This window comes from Saccharopolyspora antimicrobica, assembly GCF_003635025.1.
GTDB lineage: Bacteria > Actinomycetota > Actinomycetes > Mycobacteriales > Pseudonocardiaceae > Saccharopolyspora > Saccharopolyspora antimicrobica.
In genome coordinates this window covers 4,044,263-4,061,508 of the sequence record NZ_RBXX01000002.1, presented here as the reverse complement: position 1 = coordinate 4,061,508, position 17,246 = coordinate 4,044,263, and the positions used below count along the sequence as shown (strand labels likewise).

The window sequence follows — 17,246 nt, the reverse complement described above, 5'->3', positions numbered from 1 at the left end:
GGGCGGGTGCGGGACGCGAGCATGGGAACCTTCCTGTCACCGCGGTGCGAGCATGGGAACCTTCCTGTCACATCCGCATAGGCTGTCCGCATGGCCGTCCACCTGACGAAGATCTACACGCGGGCCGGGGATTCGGGCACGACCCGGCTGTCGGACAACTCCGTGGTGCACAAGACCGATCCGCGGCTGGTCGCCTACGCCGACGTCGACGAGACGAACTCGGTGCTCGGTGTGGCGCTGGCCACCGCCGAGCTCGGCGAGGACGTCGTCGCGGTGCTGCGAGCGGTGCAGAACGACCTGTTCGACGTGGGCGCGGACCTGTCCACCCCGATCGCGGAGGACCCGAAGTACCCGCCGCTGCGGATCACGCAGGGCTACGTCGACCGGCTCGAGGGCTGGTGCGACGAGTTCAACTCCCGGCTGGGCAAGCTGGATTCGTTCATCCTGCCCGGCGGCACGCCAGGCGGTGCGCTGCTGCACCAAGCGCGGTGCGTGGCCCGCCGGGCCGAGCGCTCGGCGTGGGCGCTGCAGGAAGCCGACGGGGAGCGCACGTCACCGCTGCCCGCGAAGTACCTGAACCGGCTGTCGGACCTGCTGTTCATCCTGGCGCGGGTCGCCAACCCGGACGGCGACGTGCTCTGGAAGCCCGGTGGGAACGCCTGAGGCCAAAGCGACCACCCACGCAGAACAACCACCGGCAGGGACTCAGAGCTCCTTGGCGAAGCAGCGGATCAACGGGTCGTCCCGGTGCAGGCCGAAGGTGTCGATCTCGGTGTATCCGGCGGAGGTGTAGAGACCGATCGCCTCGGGTTGCTGCGTACCGGTCTCCAGCACCATGCGCTTGCGCCCGGCCGTCGCGGCGGTGTGCTCCAGCTCGGCGAGCAGCCGCCGCGACAGCCCGCGGCCGCGCGCATCGGGCACGACGAACAGCCGCTTCATCTCGGCATCGCCGTCCTGCAACCCCGGCTCGTCGGCCTCGCGGGCGCGCCAGCCGCCCGAGCCGACCGGACGATCGTCCAGGTAGCCGAGCAGGAACAGCCCCTGCGGCGGCCGGAACTCGGCCGGTTCGACCGGCGTGTCGTCCTCGTCGCCGTAGCGCTCGACGTACTCCCGCTGGAGGACGTCGATCAGCCGCGAGGAATCCGGGTGGTCGTAGCCGACGATCTCGATGCGCACCACGGCAGAGTATTTCGGCCGCGAGCCGATCACATCAGAATTTTCTCGTACCAGTGCCGCGCGTACTCGTTGTCGTTGTAGGCCGGGATCTCCTGGTAGCCCGCCGAGTCGTAGAGGGCGCGCGCCTCACGGAGCTCGGCCGCGGTGTCCAGCCGGATCCGGTCGCACCCCAGCCGCCGGGCCTGCTGCTCCAGCTCGGCGAGCAGCGCCCGCCCGGCACCTCGCCCGCGCAGCTCCGGGGCGATCCACATGCGCCTGATCTCCCCGATCCCGCCCGACGCGGTGCGCAGCGCCCCGCAGCCGAGCACCTGCTCCCCGACCCGCACCACGAGGAACACCCCGGCGGGCGGGACGAAGTCGGTCTTGGCCGGCGGGGCGGCGCGGGAGGTGTCGAACCCGCTCGGGAAGCGGCGGTCCAGCTCGGCGACGTACTCGCGGAGCGCCTGCTGCGCGTCCGGGCTGTCGATGGGTTCGGGTTCGATGGTGTAACTGGCCTGCTCGATCACGCCTCCAGTCTTTCCCCGACAGCCCGTTCACATCCAGTTACGGATTCTTGGGACGCGTAAAGTGAACCTTCATGCTCGACCCGTCCCGGCTGCTGATCCTGCTGGCACTGCGCGAACAGGGCAGCGTGACCCGCGCCGCCGAACAGCTCGGCCGGACCCCGCCAGCGGTGTCGCAGCAGTTGATCCGCCTGGAGGACGAAGTCGGCGCACAGCTGGCCGAACGGCTCCCCCACGGCGTCCGCCTGACCCCGCTGGGCGCCCGCATGGCCGAAAGCGCGGAACGGATCGCCGCCGCGCTGCACGACGCCACGAGCGACGCCCAGCGCTTCCGCGACGAGCACCGCAACCGCCTCCGCCTCGGGGCCTTCCCCACCGCCGGCCTCGCCCTGCTGCCAGAAGCACTGGCCGCGATGCGCCACCGCCGCCCCGGTGCCGAGCTGTCCGTCGTCGACCTGGGCCCGGACGAAGGCATCGAGCGGGTCGCCGCGCACCGCCTGGATCTCGCGCTCGTCGGCGAGTACCGCGAGCCGCTCGAAGCACTGCCCGGCGTCCGCCTCGTGCACCTGCTGGACGACCCGGTCCACGCCGTGCTGCCCACCGGGCACCCGCGCGCCGGGAACACCGCACCGCGGCTCGCCGACTTCCGCGACGACACCTGGGCCTGCGCCCCGCCCGACCTCCCGAACCGCCGGCAGCTGGAAGCCGCCGCACGCGCCGAGGACTTCGCGCCGCGAGTGGCCTTCGAATTCGAGTCCTACGCCGTCGCCGAAGCCGTGGTCTCCGCCGGAGTGGCCGTCTCCTTCATCCCGCGCCTGGCCATCACCGGCGCCCCCGGCACCACCCACCACCCGCTCGCGTCAGGACTGCACCGGCGCATCCACGCCGCCGTGCCGACCAGCACCAGGCACGCACCGCTGATCGAGGTGTTCCTCCAGCTGCTCCACGACATCAGCAGGGACCTGCGCCGCTGATGCGAGGATGGGAACCTTCCTGTCACCCCGCGCACGAAAAAGCGGGGCCCGGACACCGGACCCCGCTGCAACGCTCTTCGATTCGACCTCAGGACGCCCACGGCACCGAACGGCCTGGCGGCGCCGACTCCAGCCAGGACAGGAACCCGGTCAGCGCGTCGCGGCCCATCGCCAGCTCCAGGTCCGGACCGGTCAGGTCCAGCACCGTCGAACCGGCGGGCATCGCGTACGCCTCGGACACCGTCGGCTCGCGGCGGCGGGCGATCTCCACGTCCCGGCGGTTGATCACCCAGTTCGGCCCCGACCGCAGGCTCAGCACGCGGTACCAGGTGAACTCCTCACCCCGGTAGTGCGCCACCCCCAGGTGCCAACCCCGGCCACCGTCCTTGCTGGCGCGCAACGCCACGTCGATGCCCCCGACGCGCAGTTCCCGCAGCCGCCGCCAGGCCAGTCCCGCAACGATCAGGGCTGCCAACAGCAGCAGCCCCACCGCCACCACGAACCACACGACCGGGGAACTCATGCGAGGCCCGGATCAGGCCGAGTGGCCAGCGGCTCGCAATCGGCTCAACGCCCGTGCTCGGGCCTGTTCATCCGCGCTCTTGACGTCCTCGCGGGCCTGCGCCACGTCGATCTCGTCGGCCAGCTCCGCGGACTCCGCCAGCACGCTCACCCCACCCGAGGTGACCGACAGGAACCCGCCGTGGACCGCGGCGGTCACGGTCTCCTTCGCGGCGGTGGTGATGCGCACCACACCGCCCTCGATCAGCTCACCGAGCAGCGGCTCGTGCCCCGGGAGAACGCCGATCTCTCCCTCGGTGGTCTGCGCGACCACGGCGGTCGCTTCCCCGGACCACAGGCGGCGCTCGACGGCGACCAGTTGGACGGACATGTTGGCCACGCGCGTCTCCTTTGTCGGGTGTGTGCCCGCAGTCTATCCGGTGCCACCAGGGCGATCGTGACTGGCCGGGCAGGGAATTCCTTGCTGGCAAACGGGGCCGAGGTCTTCTCGGACCTCGACCCCGTCGCCGGTTCGTGCCGACCCCCAGCGGGGGCCGTCGCTCACTTCTCGGTGAGCTTCTTGTAAGCCGCTTCCAGGTCGTCCAGACCACCGATGGACAGGAAGGCCTGCTCCGGGTAGTGGTCGAAGTCGCCCTTGCACAGCTTGTCGAACGCCTCGATGGTCTCCTTCAGCGGCACGAAGGAGCCCTCCTGGCCGGTGAACTGCTTGGCCACGAAGAAGTTCTGCGACAGGTAGCGCTCGATGCGACGCGCCCGCTGCACCGTCACCTTGTCCTCTTCGGACAGCTCGTCCATACCGAGGATGGCGATGATGTCCTGCAGCTCCTTGTACTTCTGCAGGATCCGCTTGACCTCCTGCGCCACCCGGTAGTGCTCGTCGCCGACGATCGCCGGGTCGAGGATGGTGGAGGTGGAGGACAGCGGGTCCACCGCCGGGTAGATGCCCTTCTGCGAGATCGCACGGGAGAGCTCCGTGGTCGCGTCCAGGTGGGCGAACGTGGTCGCCGGCGCCGGGTCGGTGTAGTCGTCCGCCGGCACGTAGATCGCCTGCATCGAGGTGATCGAGCGACCGCGCGTCGAGGTGATGCGCTCCTGCAGTTCACCCATCTCGTCGGCCAGCGTCGGCTGGTAACCCACTGCGGACGGCATGCGGCCCAGCAGGGTCGACACCTCCTGGCCCGCCTGGGTGAACCGGAAGATGTTGTCGATGAACAGCAGCACGTCCTGGTTCTGCACGTCGCGGAAGTACTCCGCCATCGTCAGCGCGGACAGCGCCACCCGCATACGGGTGCCCGGCGGCTCGTCCATCTGACCGAACACCAGCGCGGTGTCGGCCAGCACGCCGGACTCGTCCATCTCCACCCAGAGGTCGTTGCCCTCACGGGTCCGCTCGCCGACACCGGCGAACACCGAGGTGCCACCGAAGTTCTTGGCGACTCGGCGGATCATCTCCTGGATGAGCACCGTCTTGCCCACACCGGCGCCACCGAACAGGCCGATCTTGCCGCCCTGCACGTACGGGGTGAGCAGGTCGATGACCTTGATGCCGGTCTCCAGCATCTCGGTCTTGCCCTCGAGCTGGTCGAAGCTCGGTGCCTTGCGGTGGATCGACCACCGCTCGGCGTCGGCGGCGTAGCCCGGCTCGTCCAGGCAGTGGCCCAGCGCGTTGAACACGTGACCCTTGACCACGTCACCGACCGGCACCGAGATGCCCGCGCCGGAGTCGGTCACGGTCACGCCGCGCACCAGGCCCTGGGTCGGCTGCATCGAGATCGTCCGCACGACGCTGTCGCCCAGGTGCTGGGCGACCTCGAGCGTCAGGGTCTTGGCCATGCCCTCGGCGGTGATCTCCACCGTGAGGGCGTTGAGCAGGTCCGGCACCTGGTCGCGCGGGAACTCGACGTCCACGACCGGGCCGAGCACCCGGACGACGCGGCCGGTGCCAGTGCTGGTGGCAGTAGCAGCAGTCATGTCACTCACTTCCTGCGGACGAGAGCGCCTCGACACCGCCGACGATCTCGCTGATTTCCTGGGTGATCTGGGCCTGGCGGGCCGCGTTGGCCTCGCGGCTGAGGTTGCGGATCAACTCGTCCGCGTTGTCGGTCGCCGACTTCATCGCCGTGCGCCGCGCCGCGTGCTCCGCCGCTGCCGAGTCCAGCAGACCCGAGTAGAGCCGGGTCTTGATGTACTTCGGCAGGAGCGCCGCGAACAGCGTCTCGGCGTCCGGCTCGAACTCGTAAGCCGACTTGAGCGTCTTCTTCGCCGGCTCGTCGGAGTACTCGACCTCGAGCGGAGCGATCCGCCGGACCGTCGGACGCTGGGTGAGCATCGAGACGAACTCGGTGTGCACCAGGTGCAGCTCATCCACACCCAGCTTACCGTCCGCACCACCGTCGTCGAGGTAGTCGTCAGCACCCGCCAGGAAGGCCTTGACCAGCGTTTCGCCGATCTCGGCCGCGTCGGAGTAGTCGGGGCGGTCGCTGAACCCGGTCCAGCTCGCCTCGACCTCGCGCTGCCGGAACCGGTAGTACGCCTCGCCCTTGCGGCCGACGACGTAGAGCACCGGTTCCTTGCCCTGCTCGCGCAGCAGCGACTGCAACTCCTCGGCCGCCTTGATCACGTTGGCGTTGTAGCCACCGCAGAAACCCCGGTCGCTGGTCACGACCAGCACGCCGGCGCGCTTCGGGTTCGAGCGCTCGGTCAGCAGCGGGTGGTCCAACGTGCTCACGTCGGCCAGCGCGGTCAGGACGTTGGTGATCTCCGTGGCGTAGGGCCGCGAAGCCTCCACCCTGGCCTGCGCCTTCATGATGCGCGAGGTAGCGATCAGCTCCTGCGCCTTGGTGATCTTCCGGGTCGATTTGACCGACCGGATCCGGTTCCGGAGTTCCCGAAGTTGAGCCATAACGTCACTTCTTCGGCGCGGGGCGGTTGACCTTCACGGTCTCCTGCCCCACCTCGTCGGCGGCCAGCGCCTCGGCGTCGGGCTCGCTCGGCACGACCGAGCCGCCGCCCGAGGCGGTGAACTGCTTCTTGAAGTCCTCGACCGCGTCCACGATGACCTTCTCGCCGTCGTCGGACAGCTTGCCGGTCTCGACGATGTCCTTGAGCGTGGTCGCGTGGCTGCGCCGCATGTGCGCCAGGAACTCCGACTCGAAGCGGCGCACGTCGCCGACCGGGACCGAGTCCAGGTGGCCCTTGGTGCCGATGAAGAGGGACACGACCTCTTCCTCGACCGGCAGCGGCTCGCCCTGGCCCTGCTTGAGGACCTCCATCAGCCGGGCACCGCGGTCCAGCTGGGCCTTCGACGCGGCGTCCAGGTCGGAGGCGAAGGCCGAGAAGGCCTCCAGCTCGCGGTACTGGGCCAGGTCCAGACGCAGCGAACCGGTGATGTTCTTCATCGCCTTGATCTGCGCGGAACCACCGACGCGCGACACCGAGATACCGACGTCGATGGCCGGGCGCTGACCCGAGTTGAACAGGTCGGACTGCAGGAAGCACTGGCCGTCGGTGATCGAGATGACGTTGGTCGGGATGTAGGCCGACACGTCGTTGGCCTTGGTCTCGATGATCGGCAGACCCGTCATCGAACCCTTGCCCATCTCGTCGGAGAGCTTCGCGCAGCGCTCCAGCAGGCGCGAGTGCAGGTAGAACACGTCACCGGGGTACGCCTCGCGGCCCGGCGGACGACGCAGCAGCAGCGAGATCGCGCGGTACGCCTCGGCCTGCTTGGTCAGGTCGTCGAAGATGATCAGGACGTGCTTGCCCTGGTACATCCAGTGCTGGCCGATGGCCGAGCCCGCGTAGGGCGCCAGCCACTTCAGACCCGGCGAGTCGGAGGCCGGCGCGGCGACGATGGTGGTGTACTCCATCGCCCCGGCGTCCTCCAGGGACCGCTTCACGCCGGCGATCGTGGAGCCCTTCTGGCCGATCGCGACGTAGATGCAGCGGACCTGCTTGTCCGGGTCACCGCTGGCCCAGGCCTGCTTCTGGTTGATGATCGTGTCGACCGCGACCGTGGTCTTGCCGGTCTTGCGGTCACCGATGATCAGCTGCCGCTGGCCGCGACCGATCGGGGTCATCGAGTCGATGGCCTTGATGCCGGTCTGCATGGGCTCGTGCACGCCCTTGCGCTCCACGACCGTGGCCGCCTGCAGCTCCAGCGGGCGCTGCCCCTCGGCAGCGATCTCGCCGAGCCCGTCGATCGGGTCGCCGAGCGGGTTGACGACGCGGCCCAGGAAGCCGTCGCCGACCGGGATCGAGAGGACCTTGCCGGTCCGCTTGACCTCCTGGCCCTCCTCGATCTTCTCGGACTCACCCAGGATGACCGCACCGATCTCCTGAGCTTCCAGGTTCATCGCGACACCGTAGATGCCGCCGGGGAACTCCAGCAGTTCCTCGGTCATCGCCGAAGGCAGACCCTCGACATGGGCGATGCCGTCACCGGTATCGGTGACGACCCCGACCTCCTCGCGGCTGACCTCCGGGGAGTAGCTGGAGACGTACTTCTCGATCGCACTGCGGATCTCGTCCGACGAGATCGTCAGCTCCGCCATGTCTCGTTCCTGCCCTCGGTTCGTTCTTGGAAGGGTGTGGGTGTTCGACGCCTGGTCGACACGCGCACTCGGCTAGTTGGCCAGGTCGCGCCGCAGGGACTGCAGGCGTCCCGTGATGCTGCCGTCGATGACCTCATCACCGATCTGGATCAGCAGCCCGCCCTCGACCCCGGGGTCAACCTCGATGTGCAGGGCGATGGGCCGCGCGTAGATCCGCTGCAGGGCGCGCGACAACCGCTGCTGCTGCTCGTCGCTCAGCGGGATCGCGGAGCGGACGTGCGCCACCGAGCGCTCGCGGCGCTTCGCCGACAGCTCGGCCAGCTCTTCCAGCCCCTCGCTGACCCGCCGGCCGCGGGGCCGGGCCACCAGCTGGCGGACGAGGGTCAGGGTGACCGGCTCGACCTTGCCCGCGACGAGCTGGTCGAGGACCGCGTGCTTGCCCGCCTCGTCCCCGGTGGGGTCCGACAGCAGCCGTTCCAGGTCCACCTGGGAGCCGATGATCCGGCCGAGGCGGAACAGCTCGTCCTCGACGGCGTCGAGGCGGCCGGCCCGCTCGGCCTGCACCAGCAGCGCGGTGCGGGCCAACCGCTCCAGCCCGTCGACCAGGTCCTTCGGCCCCGACCAGCGGGACCGGGCGGCCTCGACGACCACGGGCAGCGACCGCGCACCGAGCTTGTCCGCCAGCAGCCCGCGGACCAGGTCTTCCCTGGACCGCGGGTCGACGGAGGCGTCGGCGAGCGCCCGCCGCAGCGTGGACTCCCGGCCCAGCAGAGCGGCCACGCCGAACAGCTCGTCGGCGAGCCCGGTGATCTCCGCGGCCGAGGCCCCGTCCGTGGCCTGCAGCAACTGCAGCTCAGCGGCTGCCAGCGCTTCTCGGCTCGCGGCGTTCACGAGGGTGCTCAACTCTCAGCGCCTTTCACTCGGTTAGGCCTTGGAAGATTCAGCCGGAGCCGAAGCGGCCTCCAGCTCGTCCAGGAACCGGTCGACGGTGCCCCGCCGACGGGCCTCGTCCTCCAGGGACTCGCCGACCACCCGACCGGCCAGCTCGACCGCGTGGCGGCCGAGGTCCGACCGCAGCTCCGCGACGATCTGCGCCTTCTGGTGCGTCAGCTGGGCCTGGCCCTGGCTGACGATCCGCTCGGACTCGGCCTGTGCCTGGGCACGCATCTCTTCCAGGATCTGCTGGCCTTCAGCGCGGGCGTCGTCGCGGATCCGAGCCGCCTCCGCACGAGCCTCGGCCAGCTGTGCCTTGTACTGCTCCAGAGTCCGCTGGGCCTCGGCCTGCGCGGCCTCCGCCCGGGCGATCCCGCCTTCGATCCGCTCGCTGCGCTCGGCGTAGGTCTTCTCGAACTGCGGAACCGCGAACTTCCAGAGCACGAACAGCAGCAGCAGGAACGCGATGCCACCGACGATCACCTCGGAGATCTCCGGGATGATCGGGTTGTGCTCACCGGCTGCTGCCAGAATCTGCGTCTTCACCACAACGTCTCCCAACGCGTCAGAGTCAATATCAACCCATGGCGATGAAGAAGACGACCAGACCGATCAGCGCCAGCACCTCGACCAGAACGAAGGAGACGTAGGCGATGCCACGGAGCTGGCCCTCGGCCTCCGGCTGGCGGGCGGTGCCGCTGATGACCGCGGCCCAGATCATGCCCACACCGATGGCAGCACCGATGGCACCCAGGCCGTAGCCGATAGCGGCCAGACCAGCGTTGATGTTGGCGGCTTCGGCGGCCTGCGCAAGAACGATGTTGCTCACTTTGATTACCTTTCAACTCGGTCCGCAGGGGAATTGCGGATCGGAGGTCGTGGTCTTTCTCAGTGCCCTTCCGACAACGCCGCGCCGATGAAGTTGGCGGCCAACAGCGCGAAGATGTACGCCTGGAGCACCTGGATCAGGGCTTCGATGAACGTGATGGCGATGGCGAAGAGGAAACCGACCACCGAGACCGGCTTCATCAGCGCGCTGGCCTCCAGCAGGAGGAACTCGCCACCGAGGATGAACACCAGCAGCATCAGGTGTCCGGCGAACATGGCCGCGAACACCCGGACCGCCAGCGCAGCGGGTTGGAAGAGGAACTTCTGCAGGAACTCGATCGGCGCCAGCAGCACGTAGATCGGCTTCGGCACGCCGGGGGGGAACATGATGTGCTTGAAGTAGCCGAAGAAACCGTGCCGGGCGAAGCCCGCCCCGTGGAAGACCAGGTACACCACGGCCGCCAGCGCCAGCGGGAATCCGATGCGCGACATCGTGGGGAACTGAACGACCGGGATGAGCCCGAAGAGGTTGTTCACGAGCACGAACGTGAACAACGTGAAGATCAGCGGCACGAACGGCTTGAAGTCCTTCGCACCGATCTGCTCGCGGGCGATCCTGTTGCGGCTGAACTCGTAGAAGAATTCCGCCACGAACTGACCCTTGCTCGGAACCAGCTTCAGGTTCCGAGTGGCGATCACGAAGTAGGCGCCCACGATGATCGCCGAGAGCACGACGAGGACCATCGGCTTGGTGACTCCGCCGAAGATCGGCGGAAGGACAAAGCTATCGGCACCCGGCGGTTGGAACGTTCCGCCCTCAGCCAGCATCAGCGCGCCCAACTGGGCTCCTTCCGGTTCTCCCGGCGGCGCTTCACTCCACCGGGGGAATCGTCACGTTTTGCACTTAACGTACCCGATACGCGATCTGGCACGCGGAGGGGCCCTCCCCACCAAGTGTGATCACGGGAACTCCTGCGGAACTCCGGACCAGCGCCGTGCGGGGAAGGCTTCTGGACCGGGACGATACCAGCGGGTAAGTAGCCACCCGACATGCCGGTCGCCACACCCGTCCGGCCCAACGCCGGACCCGCTCTCGTCACGCCTGGCGACGGCGGTCGAAACGATACAGCTCAGCGCGGCGCGTCAGCTGCCCGACACGATGATCGTCGGGATCTTCGCCCGCTTGAAAGCGAACGCCTCGGCGCTCGCCCACACCACGAACGAAGCGAGCATGGTCAGCGCCAGCGACATCCGGTGGATGCCCTCGACCCCGCCGAGCGTCATCATCACGGCCAGCAGCAAGAACACCTTGACGTTGTAGCTGCCGAGCACCAGCGCCATCTCCATCCGCACCGGCAACCGGCTGGCGGCGTGCATCATCCAGATCGTCAGCAGCGAGGACCCGAACGCCACCGCGCCACCGATGAGCGCGCTGACCAGGCCGCTCGTCCCGGCGAGCAGAGCCGCCACGAGCATCCCCAGCACCACCGTCACCGCCCCGGGCACCACCGCGGTGCGCAGCATCGCGTTCGCGAGCTTGCGCACGGACGCGCCGTGCGGATCGGTGGCAGTGCTCATCAGGACTCTCGTTCGGCTCGGGCTCTCAGACGCGGAATCACCGAAATGATAGCCGCCAGAAGCACCCCGAGGCCTACGACCCACGCCACAACCACGACGTTGAACAGCGTCAACGACACCGCGCCGAAGGCGATGACCGCCGCCCACAAGTAGATGAGCAGCACCGCCCGGCGCTGCGAGTGCCCGATCTCCAGCAGCCGGTGGTGCAGGTGCATCTTGTCGGCGTGGAACGGGCTCTTGCCCGCCTTGGTGCGCCGCACCACCGCCATGATCAGGTCCAGCAGCGGCACGAACAGCACCGCGGCGACCACCAGCAGCGGCGACAGCAGACCGATGGTGTCGGTCGGGTCGACGTCCGGGTAGTTGAGCACCCGGCCGGACGCCGAGGTGCTGGCGGTGGCCAGCATCAGGCCGATCAGCATGGACCCGGAGTCACCCATGAACAGCCGGGCGGGCTGGAAGTTGTAGGGCAGGAAGCCCAGGCAGGCGCCCGCGATGGCCGCCGCGATCAGCGCCGGCGGGTAGGCGTTGACGTCGCCGTTCTGCCGGTCCAGCAGGCTCAGGCAGAACACGAACGTCGCGGTCGCCGAGATCAGCCCGATCCCGGAGGCCAGCCCGTCGAGCCCGTCGACGAAGTTCATCGCGTTGATCATCGCCACGGTGAGCAGCACGGTCAGCAGCTGGCCCTGGTTGCTGCTGAAGATCAGCACCTGGCCCACCGAGTCCTCGGTGCCGCCCCACGGCACCCACAGCACGAACCACTGCACCCCGGCGATCACCAGGATCCCGGCGGCGGTGACCTGCCCGGCCAGCTTCGTCAGCGAATCCAGCTCGAAGCGGTCGTCCAGCGCCCCCACCAGCACGATCAGCCCGCCGGCCGCGAGCGCGGCCCAGGCGTCGTTGGAGTAGGTGAAGCCGCGGGAGAGCACGGGCAGGTTCGAGGCGAGGAAGATCGCCGCGACCACGCCGCCGTACATCGCCACGCCGCCCATCCGCGGCATCGGCTGGACGTGCACGTCGCGCTGCCGCGGGTAGGCCACCGCGCCGACGCGGATGGCCAGCAGCCGCACCAACCCGGTCAGCAGGAACGTGGTGGCCGCCGCGGTGAGCAGCACCAGCAGGTATTCACGGGCGGGAAGCCCGTTCGGAGCCCAAGCTTCGCTGTCCATACCGGTGGCTCACGCACCCTGTCGCGGGTCGCCGACGTCCAGCCCCCAGAACGGAGTTTTCAAGCCCAGCGCTCCTCATCGCTTCCACATGGCGGATCCGGGTTCTTACGCTATCGGCCACCGCCGCGCGGCCGACCACCGGTCCTCGTCGAACGTCAGCGCTCCGCTTCCAGATCCACCCCGAGCACCTCGGACAGCTGCGCCAGGCTCACCGCGCCCTCGCGCAGAACCCGCGGCGCGCCCTGCGTCAGATCGACGATCGTGGAGGCCACCGGATCGCCGGACGGCCCGCCGTCGAGGTAGACCTGCACGGAATCGCCGAGCTGCTCGCGCGCCTCGGCGGCGCTGGAGGCCGGCGGCTGGCCGGTGCGGTTCGCGCTGGACACCGCCATCGGGCCGACCTCGCGCAGCAGGTCCAGGGCGACCGGGTGCAGCGGCATCCGCAGGTTCACCGTGCCGCGCGTCTCCCCCAGGTCCCAGTTCAGCGACGGGGCCTGCGGCAGCACCAGCGACAGGCCGCCCGGCCAGAACGCCTCGATCAGCGCCCGCGCCTGCTGCGGCACCGACATCACCAGCCCATCCACAGTGGACCAGGAGCCGACCAGCACCGGGACCGGCATGTCCGGTCCGCGGCCCTTCGCGGCCAGCAGCGCGCGGACCGCGTTGGCGTCGAACGCGTCCGCGCCGATGCCGTACACGGTGTCGGTGGGCAGCACGGCGAGCCCACCGGCACGAACGATGTTCGCCGCGGCGGCCAGGCCCTGCTCGCGGCTGTCCGGGACAGTGCAGTCGTAGACGGTGCTCACGCCCCTGATCCTGGCACGCCCGCTCGCGGCCCGTTCGAGTGGTGCAGCAGATCACCGTCCGGGACGATGCGCAGCGAGTAACGCCGCGGCTCCGGACCGAGATCCGTCCAGTGTGCTCGCGAACACGGCAACGCGGGCGGAACCCGCACGTCTGCCGGAGCGGGCAGCATTCAGATCGAGCGCGAGGAGAGCAGAAGATGACCGCCCCACCCCAGGGTGTCGAGGTCGACCACATCGAGTTCCCGGCGGGCCGGATCCGGTTCTTCCGGGCGGGCACCAGCGGCCCGGCGATCGTCCTGCTGCACGGTGGTGGCCCGGACAACGCGCTGATCAGCTGGCGCCACGCCATCGGAGTGCTGGCCGAGGACCACCGGGTCTTCGTGCCCGACCTGCCTGGTCAGGGCGGCAGCATGCCGTGGCGCGGACGCGCCAACCAGCGCACCTTCGAAGAGGTGCTGCGCTGGCTGCTGGACGCCTGGCAGGTGCCGCAGGCGGTGCTGGTCGGCCTGTCGATGGGCGGCAGCATCGCGATCGGCTTCGCGCTGCGCAACCCGCAGCGGGTGCGCGGACTGGTGCTTGTGGACAGCACCGGGCTGCAGCACCGGCTGCGCCTGCACCCGCTCGCCCACCTGGCGCTGCGCTCCCGCTTCGCCGGGCCGCTGGCGGCGAAGCTGTTGCGGCTCAACCGCTCCCTGGTGCGCCGCGCGCTGACCAAGCTGTTCTTCACCGGCGGGCAACCCGTGCCCGACCTGGAGTCCATCGTGGACGAGGTGCGCGCCGAAGCCGGGGCCCGCGGATCGGTGTTCGCCGACTGGCACGCCGACGCGGTCGGCCGCAGGTCGATGCGCATCAACCACCTGCCCGACCTCGCGCAGCTGCAGTGCCCGGTGATGGTGATCCACGGCGAGCGCGACGCCATCGTGCCGGTCCAGGCGGCCCGCGACGCGGCGGGCGCGATCCCCGGCTCGATGCTGCGGGTGCTCCCCGACGCCGGCCACTGGCCGAACCGGGAGCGCCCGACGGAGTTCAACGCCCTGCTCCGGGAGTTCGTCAACACCCACCGCTGATGCGAGGATGGGAACTTTCCTGTCACCCGCGGCCGCGTTGGCGCGAGGATGGGAACCTTCCTGTCACTCCGGGAGGGTGCGGCGGGCGGTGGCGAAGCGCGGACGACCTGCCAGGTCGGTGTGGTCCTGGACGTCGGTGAGGACGCGGCGTGCCCGCAGCAGCGCGGGCACGGACCCGCCGTGGGTGTCGTCGTGCTCGATCGCCACCCCGCCGCCGGGGCGCAGCAGGCGGGCCGCGCAGCTGACCACGTGGCGCACCACGTCCAGCCCGTCGCGGCCGCCGAAGACCGCGTCGTGCGGGTCGTGGTCGCGCACCTCCGGCGGCACCGGCGTGCCCTCCGGGACGTACGGCGGGTTGCACAGGACCAGGTCGACCAGGCCTTCCAGCTCCATGAACAGCATCGGGTCGGTGACGTCGCCGGAGTACAGCCGGATCGGGGTGGCACCGTCCTGCGCCTGCTGGTCCGCGTTGCGGCGGGCCCAGGACAGCGCGGCGGGATCCTTCTCGACGGCGTGCACGGCGGCGTCCGGGCGCGCGCTGGCCATCGCCAGCGCCAGCGCACCGGAGCCGGTGCACAGGTCGACCACGACCGGCTCCTCCACGCCGTCGAGAACGCTCTCGCCCCAGGCCAGCAGCAGTTCGGTCTCCGGGCGGGGCACGAACACGCCCGGCCCGACCGACAGCGTCACGGCGCCGAGCGAGGCGCTGCCGGTCAGGTGCTGCAGCGGAACGCGTGCCGCTCGACGGCGCACGAGGTCGTGCAACGCCTGGACCACCGGTGGATCCACCAGAGGCACCATCATCAGCTTGGTCCGCTCCACCCCGAGCAGGTGCGCGGCCAGCAGCTCGGCATCGGTGCGCGGGCTCGCCACGCCCGCCGCGGCGAGCATGCGCTCCGCTTCGAGGATGGCCAGGCGCAGGGGCTGTCGGGTCACGTCGGCAAGCTTAGATGCTGCATTTAGTCCTGGTTTTCGGTCTTTGCCTTGAAGCGGCGAAGCCGCTGAGCGTTCAGAGCGCGAGGCGTTCTTGCCGGTCGGCGGCGAGCAGGGCGGCGATCACCGCGTCCAGGTCGCCGTCGAGGACGTGGTCCAGGTTGTAGGCCTTGTAGTTGACCCGGTGGTCGGAGATGCGGTTCTCCGGGAAGTTGTAGGTGCGGATCCGCTCCGAGCGGTCCACCGTGCGCACCTGGCTGCGGCGCGTCTCGGAGGCCTCCCGCTCGGCCTCCTCCTCCGCGAGCGCCTGCAGGCGGGCCTTGAGCACCAGGATGGCGCGCTGCTTGTTCTGCAGCTGCGACTTCTCGTTCTGGCAGGACACCACGATGCCGGTCGGCAGGTGGGTGACGCGCACCGCCGAGTCGGTGGTGTTCACGCTCTGCCCGCCGGGCCCGGAGGAGCGGTAGACGTCGATGCGCAGGTCCTTCTCGTCGAGTTCCACCTCGACCTCCTCCGGCTCCGGGTACACCAGCACCCCGGCCGCCGAGGTGTGCACCCGGCCCTGGGACTCGGTCACCGGCACCCGCTGCACGCGGTGCACGCCGCCCTCGAACTTCAGCTGCGACCACACCCCGTCCGGGCTGGTGTCCCCCGACTTGGCCTTGATGGCGACCGTGGCGTCCTTGTAGCCGCCGAGGTCGGATTCGGTGGCGTCCAGCACCTCGGCCCGCCAGCCCTGGCGCTCGGCGAACCGCAGGTACATGCGCAGCAGGTCACCGGCGAACAGCGCGGACTCCTCGCCGCCCTCCCCGGACTTGACCTCCAGCAGCACATCGGAGCCGTCGTGCGGGTCGCGCGGCAGCAGCAGCTCGGTGAGCTTGGCCTCCAGCGCCGGGACCTGCTCGGTCAGCCGCTCGGCCTCCTCGGCGAACGCGGCGTCCTCCGCGGCGAACTCACGGGCGGCCTCCAGATCGGAGCGCACCTGGTCGAGTTCCCGCGCGGTGCGCACGATCGGGGTCAGCTCGGCGTAGCGGCGGCCGAGCTTGCGGGCCTTCGCCTGGTCCGCGTGCACGCCGGGATCGGCCAGCCGCTGCTCCAGCTCCCGGTACTCGGCGAGCAGCGATTCGAGCTTCGACGTCTCCACTGGACCCTCTTCACTGGCTGTGCGGACAAAGGACGCGGCCGGAAAACAAGCGACGGCGCCCGCCCCGCGTGGTCCGCGGGGCGGGCGCCGTCGTCGCAGCTACTTCTTGCGCTTGCCGTAGCGGGCCTCGAAACGGGCCACGCGACCGCCGGTGTCCAGGATCTTCTGCTTGCCCGTGTAGAACGGGTGGCAGTTGGAGCAGACCTCAACGGTGATCTGGCCGCTGCGGCGCGTGCTGTGGGTGGTGAAGCTGTTGCCGCAACCGCAGTTGACCTGCGTCACCACGTACTCGGGGTGAATGCCACTCTTCAACGGCTCGTCCTCTCTACTTGGCCGCCGGGTCCACACGGCCGCTGCCGCGCGGTGAACCGGAGCCGGAATCAGCCTTGCATTCTGCCAGACCGCAGCTCGTGACCTGCACCGCAGGGCGGTCCGGCCCGTTCAACACGACCGGTCGCCGAGGTATTCCGAGCACCGGACGCCCGCGTCCGCAACCGCCCAACGCACGAAACGCACCGCCCGGCGCGCCGACCAGCCGCCGGGGTGCCCGCGGCGGCGACGGGCGTTCATCCTCTACGCGTGCTGCTGTGTTCGGTGTTGGGGAAGCTCGCGTTCCGCTCGTGGATGCTGCTCCCGCTGCTCTTCCTCGGCAGCGCCGGCCTGGTGGCGGCGCTGCTGAGCCTGCTGCTGCAGCCGCACCCGACGCTGGACCAGAACGTGGGCCTGTCCGCGCCGCTGCTGTTCGGCTTCGCCGCCGCGCTGGCCGCGGGCACCGCCGGCCACGTCCGCTGGCGGTCCCGCCAGCAGCGGCGCGTCCTGCGGTTCGCGTACCCGCTGCTGCTGGTGGCCTGCGCGCTGGCCATCGACGAGGTGCTGCTGCCGGTCGTGGCCGCGCTCGTGGTGGGCCCGATCTCCGTCGCGCTGCTCGTCGCCGTGCTGCTACGCGCCCACCGCGACCACGCGGAGTGCTCGCACGCCTGAGCCCGGCTGCGAGCATGGGAACCTTCCTGTCACACCCGGGGCACCCCGGAAACGCGGCAGGGCCCGCACCGGGTGGGTG

Annotated in this window: 21 protein-coding genes; 4 read left to right on the top strand and 17 right to left on the bottom strand. The window is 69.9% G+C overall.

What is annotated here, in order from left to right:
* The first annotated feature begins 90 nt into the window (after window positions 1-90).
* On the top strand, window positions 91-663 hold the full coding sequence (locus ATL45_RS19825; protein ID WP_093159923.1) for a cob(I)yrinic acid a,c-diamide adenosyltransferase: 573 nt from the start codon (window positions 91-93) through the stop codon (window positions 661-663).
* 42 nt (window positions 664-705) lie between these two features.
* Here the strand turns inward: ATL45_RS19825 and ATL45_RS19820 are convergent, their stop codons facing one another.
* Window positions 706-1,176, bottom strand: a complete 471-nt coding sequence (locus ATL45_RS19820) for a GNAT family N-acetyltransferase (RefSeq protein ID WP_093160112.1) — start codon at window positions 1,174-1,176, stop codon at window positions 706-708.
* Window positions 1,177-1,205: 29 nt separating this feature from the next.
* Window positions 1,206-1,682 (bottom strand): GNAT family N-acetyltransferase, encoded by a 477-nt coding sequence (locus ATL45_RS19815; protein ID WP_093159926.1) that lies wholly within the window; start codon window positions 1,680-1,682, stop codon window positions 1,206-1,208.
* Window positions 1,683-1,753: 71 nt separating this feature from the next.
* On the opposite strand from ATL45_RS19815, the gene ATL45_RS19810 reads away from it, so the two are divergent.
* Complete coding sequence (locus ATL45_RS19810; RefSeq protein ID WP_093159927.1) at window positions 1,754-2,653, top strand: LysR family transcriptional regulator; 900 nt, start codon at window positions 1,754-1,756, stop codon at window positions 2,651-2,653.
* A gap of 88 nt (window positions 2,654-2,741) precedes the next feature.
* On the opposite strand, the gene ATL45_RS19805 is transcribed toward ATL45_RS19810, so the two are convergent.
* The 12 genes from ATL45_RS19805 to ATL45_RS19750 form a co-directional block, all read right to left on the bottom strand.
* Window positions 2,742-3,176 carry a DUF2550 domain-containing protein gene (locus ATL45_RS19805; RefSeq protein WP_093159929.1) on the bottom strand — a complete coding sequence of 145 codons (435 nt, stop codon included), beginning with the start codon at window positions 3,174-3,176 and terminating at the stop codon, window positions 2,742-2,744.
* A 12-nt stretch (window positions 3,177-3,188) separates the two neighbouring features.
* Window positions 3,189-3,554 carry a F0F1 ATP synthase subunit epsilon gene (locus ATL45_RS19800; protein WP_093159932.1) on the bottom strand — a complete coding sequence of 122 codons (366 nt, stop codon included), beginning with the start codon at window positions 3,552-3,554 and terminating at the stop codon, window positions 3,189-3,191.
* Between the two features lie 161 nt (window positions 3,555-3,715).
* On the bottom strand, window positions 3,716-5,146 hold the full coding sequence (atpD, locus tag ATL45_RS19795; RefSeq protein WP_093159933.1) for a F0F1 ATP synthase subunit beta: 1,431 nt from the start codon (window positions 5,144-5,146) through the stop codon (window positions 3,716-3,718).
* 1 nt (window position 5,147) lies between these two features.
* Window positions 5,148-6,077, bottom strand: a complete 930-nt coding sequence (locus tag ATL45_RS19790) for a F0F1 ATP synthase subunit gamma (RefSeq protein WP_093159936.1) — start codon at window positions 6,075-6,077, stop codon at window positions 5,148-5,150.
* A 4-nt stretch (window positions 6,078-6,081) separates the two neighbouring features.
* On the bottom strand, window positions 6,082-7,728 hold the full coding sequence (atpA, locus tag ATL45_RS19785) for a F0F1 ATP synthase subunit alpha (RefSeq protein WP_093159939.1): 1,647 nt from the start codon (window positions 7,726-7,728) through the stop codon (window positions 6,082-6,084).
* A 72-nt stretch (window positions 7,729-7,800) separates the two neighbouring features.
* On the bottom strand, window positions 7,801-8,631 hold the full coding sequence (locus ATL45_RS19780) for a F0F1 ATP synthase subunit delta (RefSeq protein WP_093159941.1): 831 nt from the start codon (window positions 8,629-8,631) through the stop codon (window positions 7,801-7,803).
* Window positions 8,632-8,652: 21 nt separating this feature from the next.
* Window positions 8,653-9,207 (bottom strand): F0F1 ATP synthase subunit B, encoded by a 555-nt coding sequence (locus ATL45_RS19775; RefSeq protein ID WP_093160114.1) that lies wholly within the window; start codon window positions 9,205-9,207, stop codon window positions 8,653-8,655.
* Between the two features lie 31 nt (window positions 9,208-9,238).
* Window positions 9,239-9,490 carry an ATP synthase subunit C-like protein gene (locus tag ATL45_RS19770; RefSeq protein ID WP_093159944.1) on the bottom strand — a complete coding sequence of 84 codons (252 nt, stop codon included), beginning with the start codon at window positions 9,488-9,490 and terminating at the stop codon, window positions 9,239-9,241.
* Between the two features lie 59 nt (window positions 9,491-9,549).
* Window positions 9,550-10,329: a F0F1 ATP synthase subunit A gene (gene atpB, locus ATL45_RS19765; protein WP_093159947.1), complete on the bottom strand. Its 780-nt coding sequence runs from the start codon at window positions 10,327-10,329 to the stop codon at window positions 9,550-9,552.
* A 303-nt stretch (window positions 10,330-10,632) separates the two neighbouring features.
* Entirely contained in the window at window positions 10,633-11,067 is a 435-nt protein-coding gene (locus ATL45_RS19760) for a Cg1360 family ATP-synthase-associated protein (protein WP_093159949.1), read from the bottom strand.
* A complete protein-coding gene (locus ATL45_RS19755; protein WP_093159952.1) occupies window positions 11,067-12,236 on the bottom strand; it encodes a glycosyltransferase family 4 protein in 1,170 nt (389 codons plus the stop codon). Before ATL45_RS19755 ends, ATL45_RS19760 begins: the two co-directional genes overlap by 1 nt.
* 155 nt (window positions 12,237-12,391) lie before the next feature.
* Window positions 12,392-13,042: an L-threonylcarbamoyladenylate synthase gene (locus ATL45_RS19750; RefSeq protein ID WP_093159954.1), complete on the bottom strand. Its 651-nt coding sequence runs from the start codon at window positions 13,040-13,042 to the stop codon at window positions 12,392-12,394.
* 197 nt (window positions 13,043-13,239) lie between these two features.
* Between ATL45_RS19750 and ATL45_RS19745 the strand changes: the two genes are divergently transcribed.
* Window positions 13,240-14,109 carry an alpha/beta fold hydrolase gene (locus ATL45_RS19745; protein WP_093159957.1) on the top strand — a complete coding sequence of 290 codons (870 nt, stop codon included), beginning with the start codon at window positions 13,240-13,242 and terminating at the stop codon, window positions 14,107-14,109.
* Between the two features lie 63 nt (window positions 14,110-14,172).
* Here ATL45_RS19745 and prmC read toward each other — a convergent pair whose 3' ends face one another.
* From prmC to rpmE, 3 genes are all read right to left on the bottom strand, one after another.
* Complete coding sequence (prmC, locus tag ATL45_RS19740; protein ID WP_093159959.1) at window positions 14,173-15,045, bottom strand: peptide chain release factor N(5)-glutamine methyltransferase; 873 nt, start codon at window positions 15,043-15,045, stop codon at window positions 14,173-14,175.
* Window positions 15,046-15,118: 73 nt separating this feature from the next.
* On the bottom strand, window positions 15,119-16,186 hold the full coding sequence (gene prfA / locus ATL45_RS19735; RefSeq protein WP_093159962.1) for a peptide chain release factor 1: 1,068 nt from the start codon (window positions 16,184-16,186) through the stop codon (window positions 15,119-15,121).
* A 99-nt stretch (window positions 16,187-16,285) separates the two neighbouring features.
* Window positions 16,286-16,498, bottom strand: a complete 213-nt coding sequence (rpmE, locus tag ATL45_RS19730; RefSeq protein WP_093159964.1) for a 50S ribosomal protein L31 — start codon at window positions 16,496-16,498, stop codon at window positions 16,286-16,288.
* Window positions 16,499-16,780: 282 nt separating this feature from the next.
* Here rpmE and ATL45_RS19725 point away from each other — a divergent pair, with 282 nt between their 5' ends.
* Window positions 16,781-17,167 carry a hypothetical protein gene (locus ATL45_RS19725; RefSeq protein WP_246025439.1) on the top strand — a complete coding sequence of 129 codons (387 nt, stop codon included), beginning with the start codon at window positions 16,781-16,783 and terminating at the stop codon, window positions 17,165-17,167.
* Window positions 17,168-17,246 lie beyond the last annotated feature (79 nt).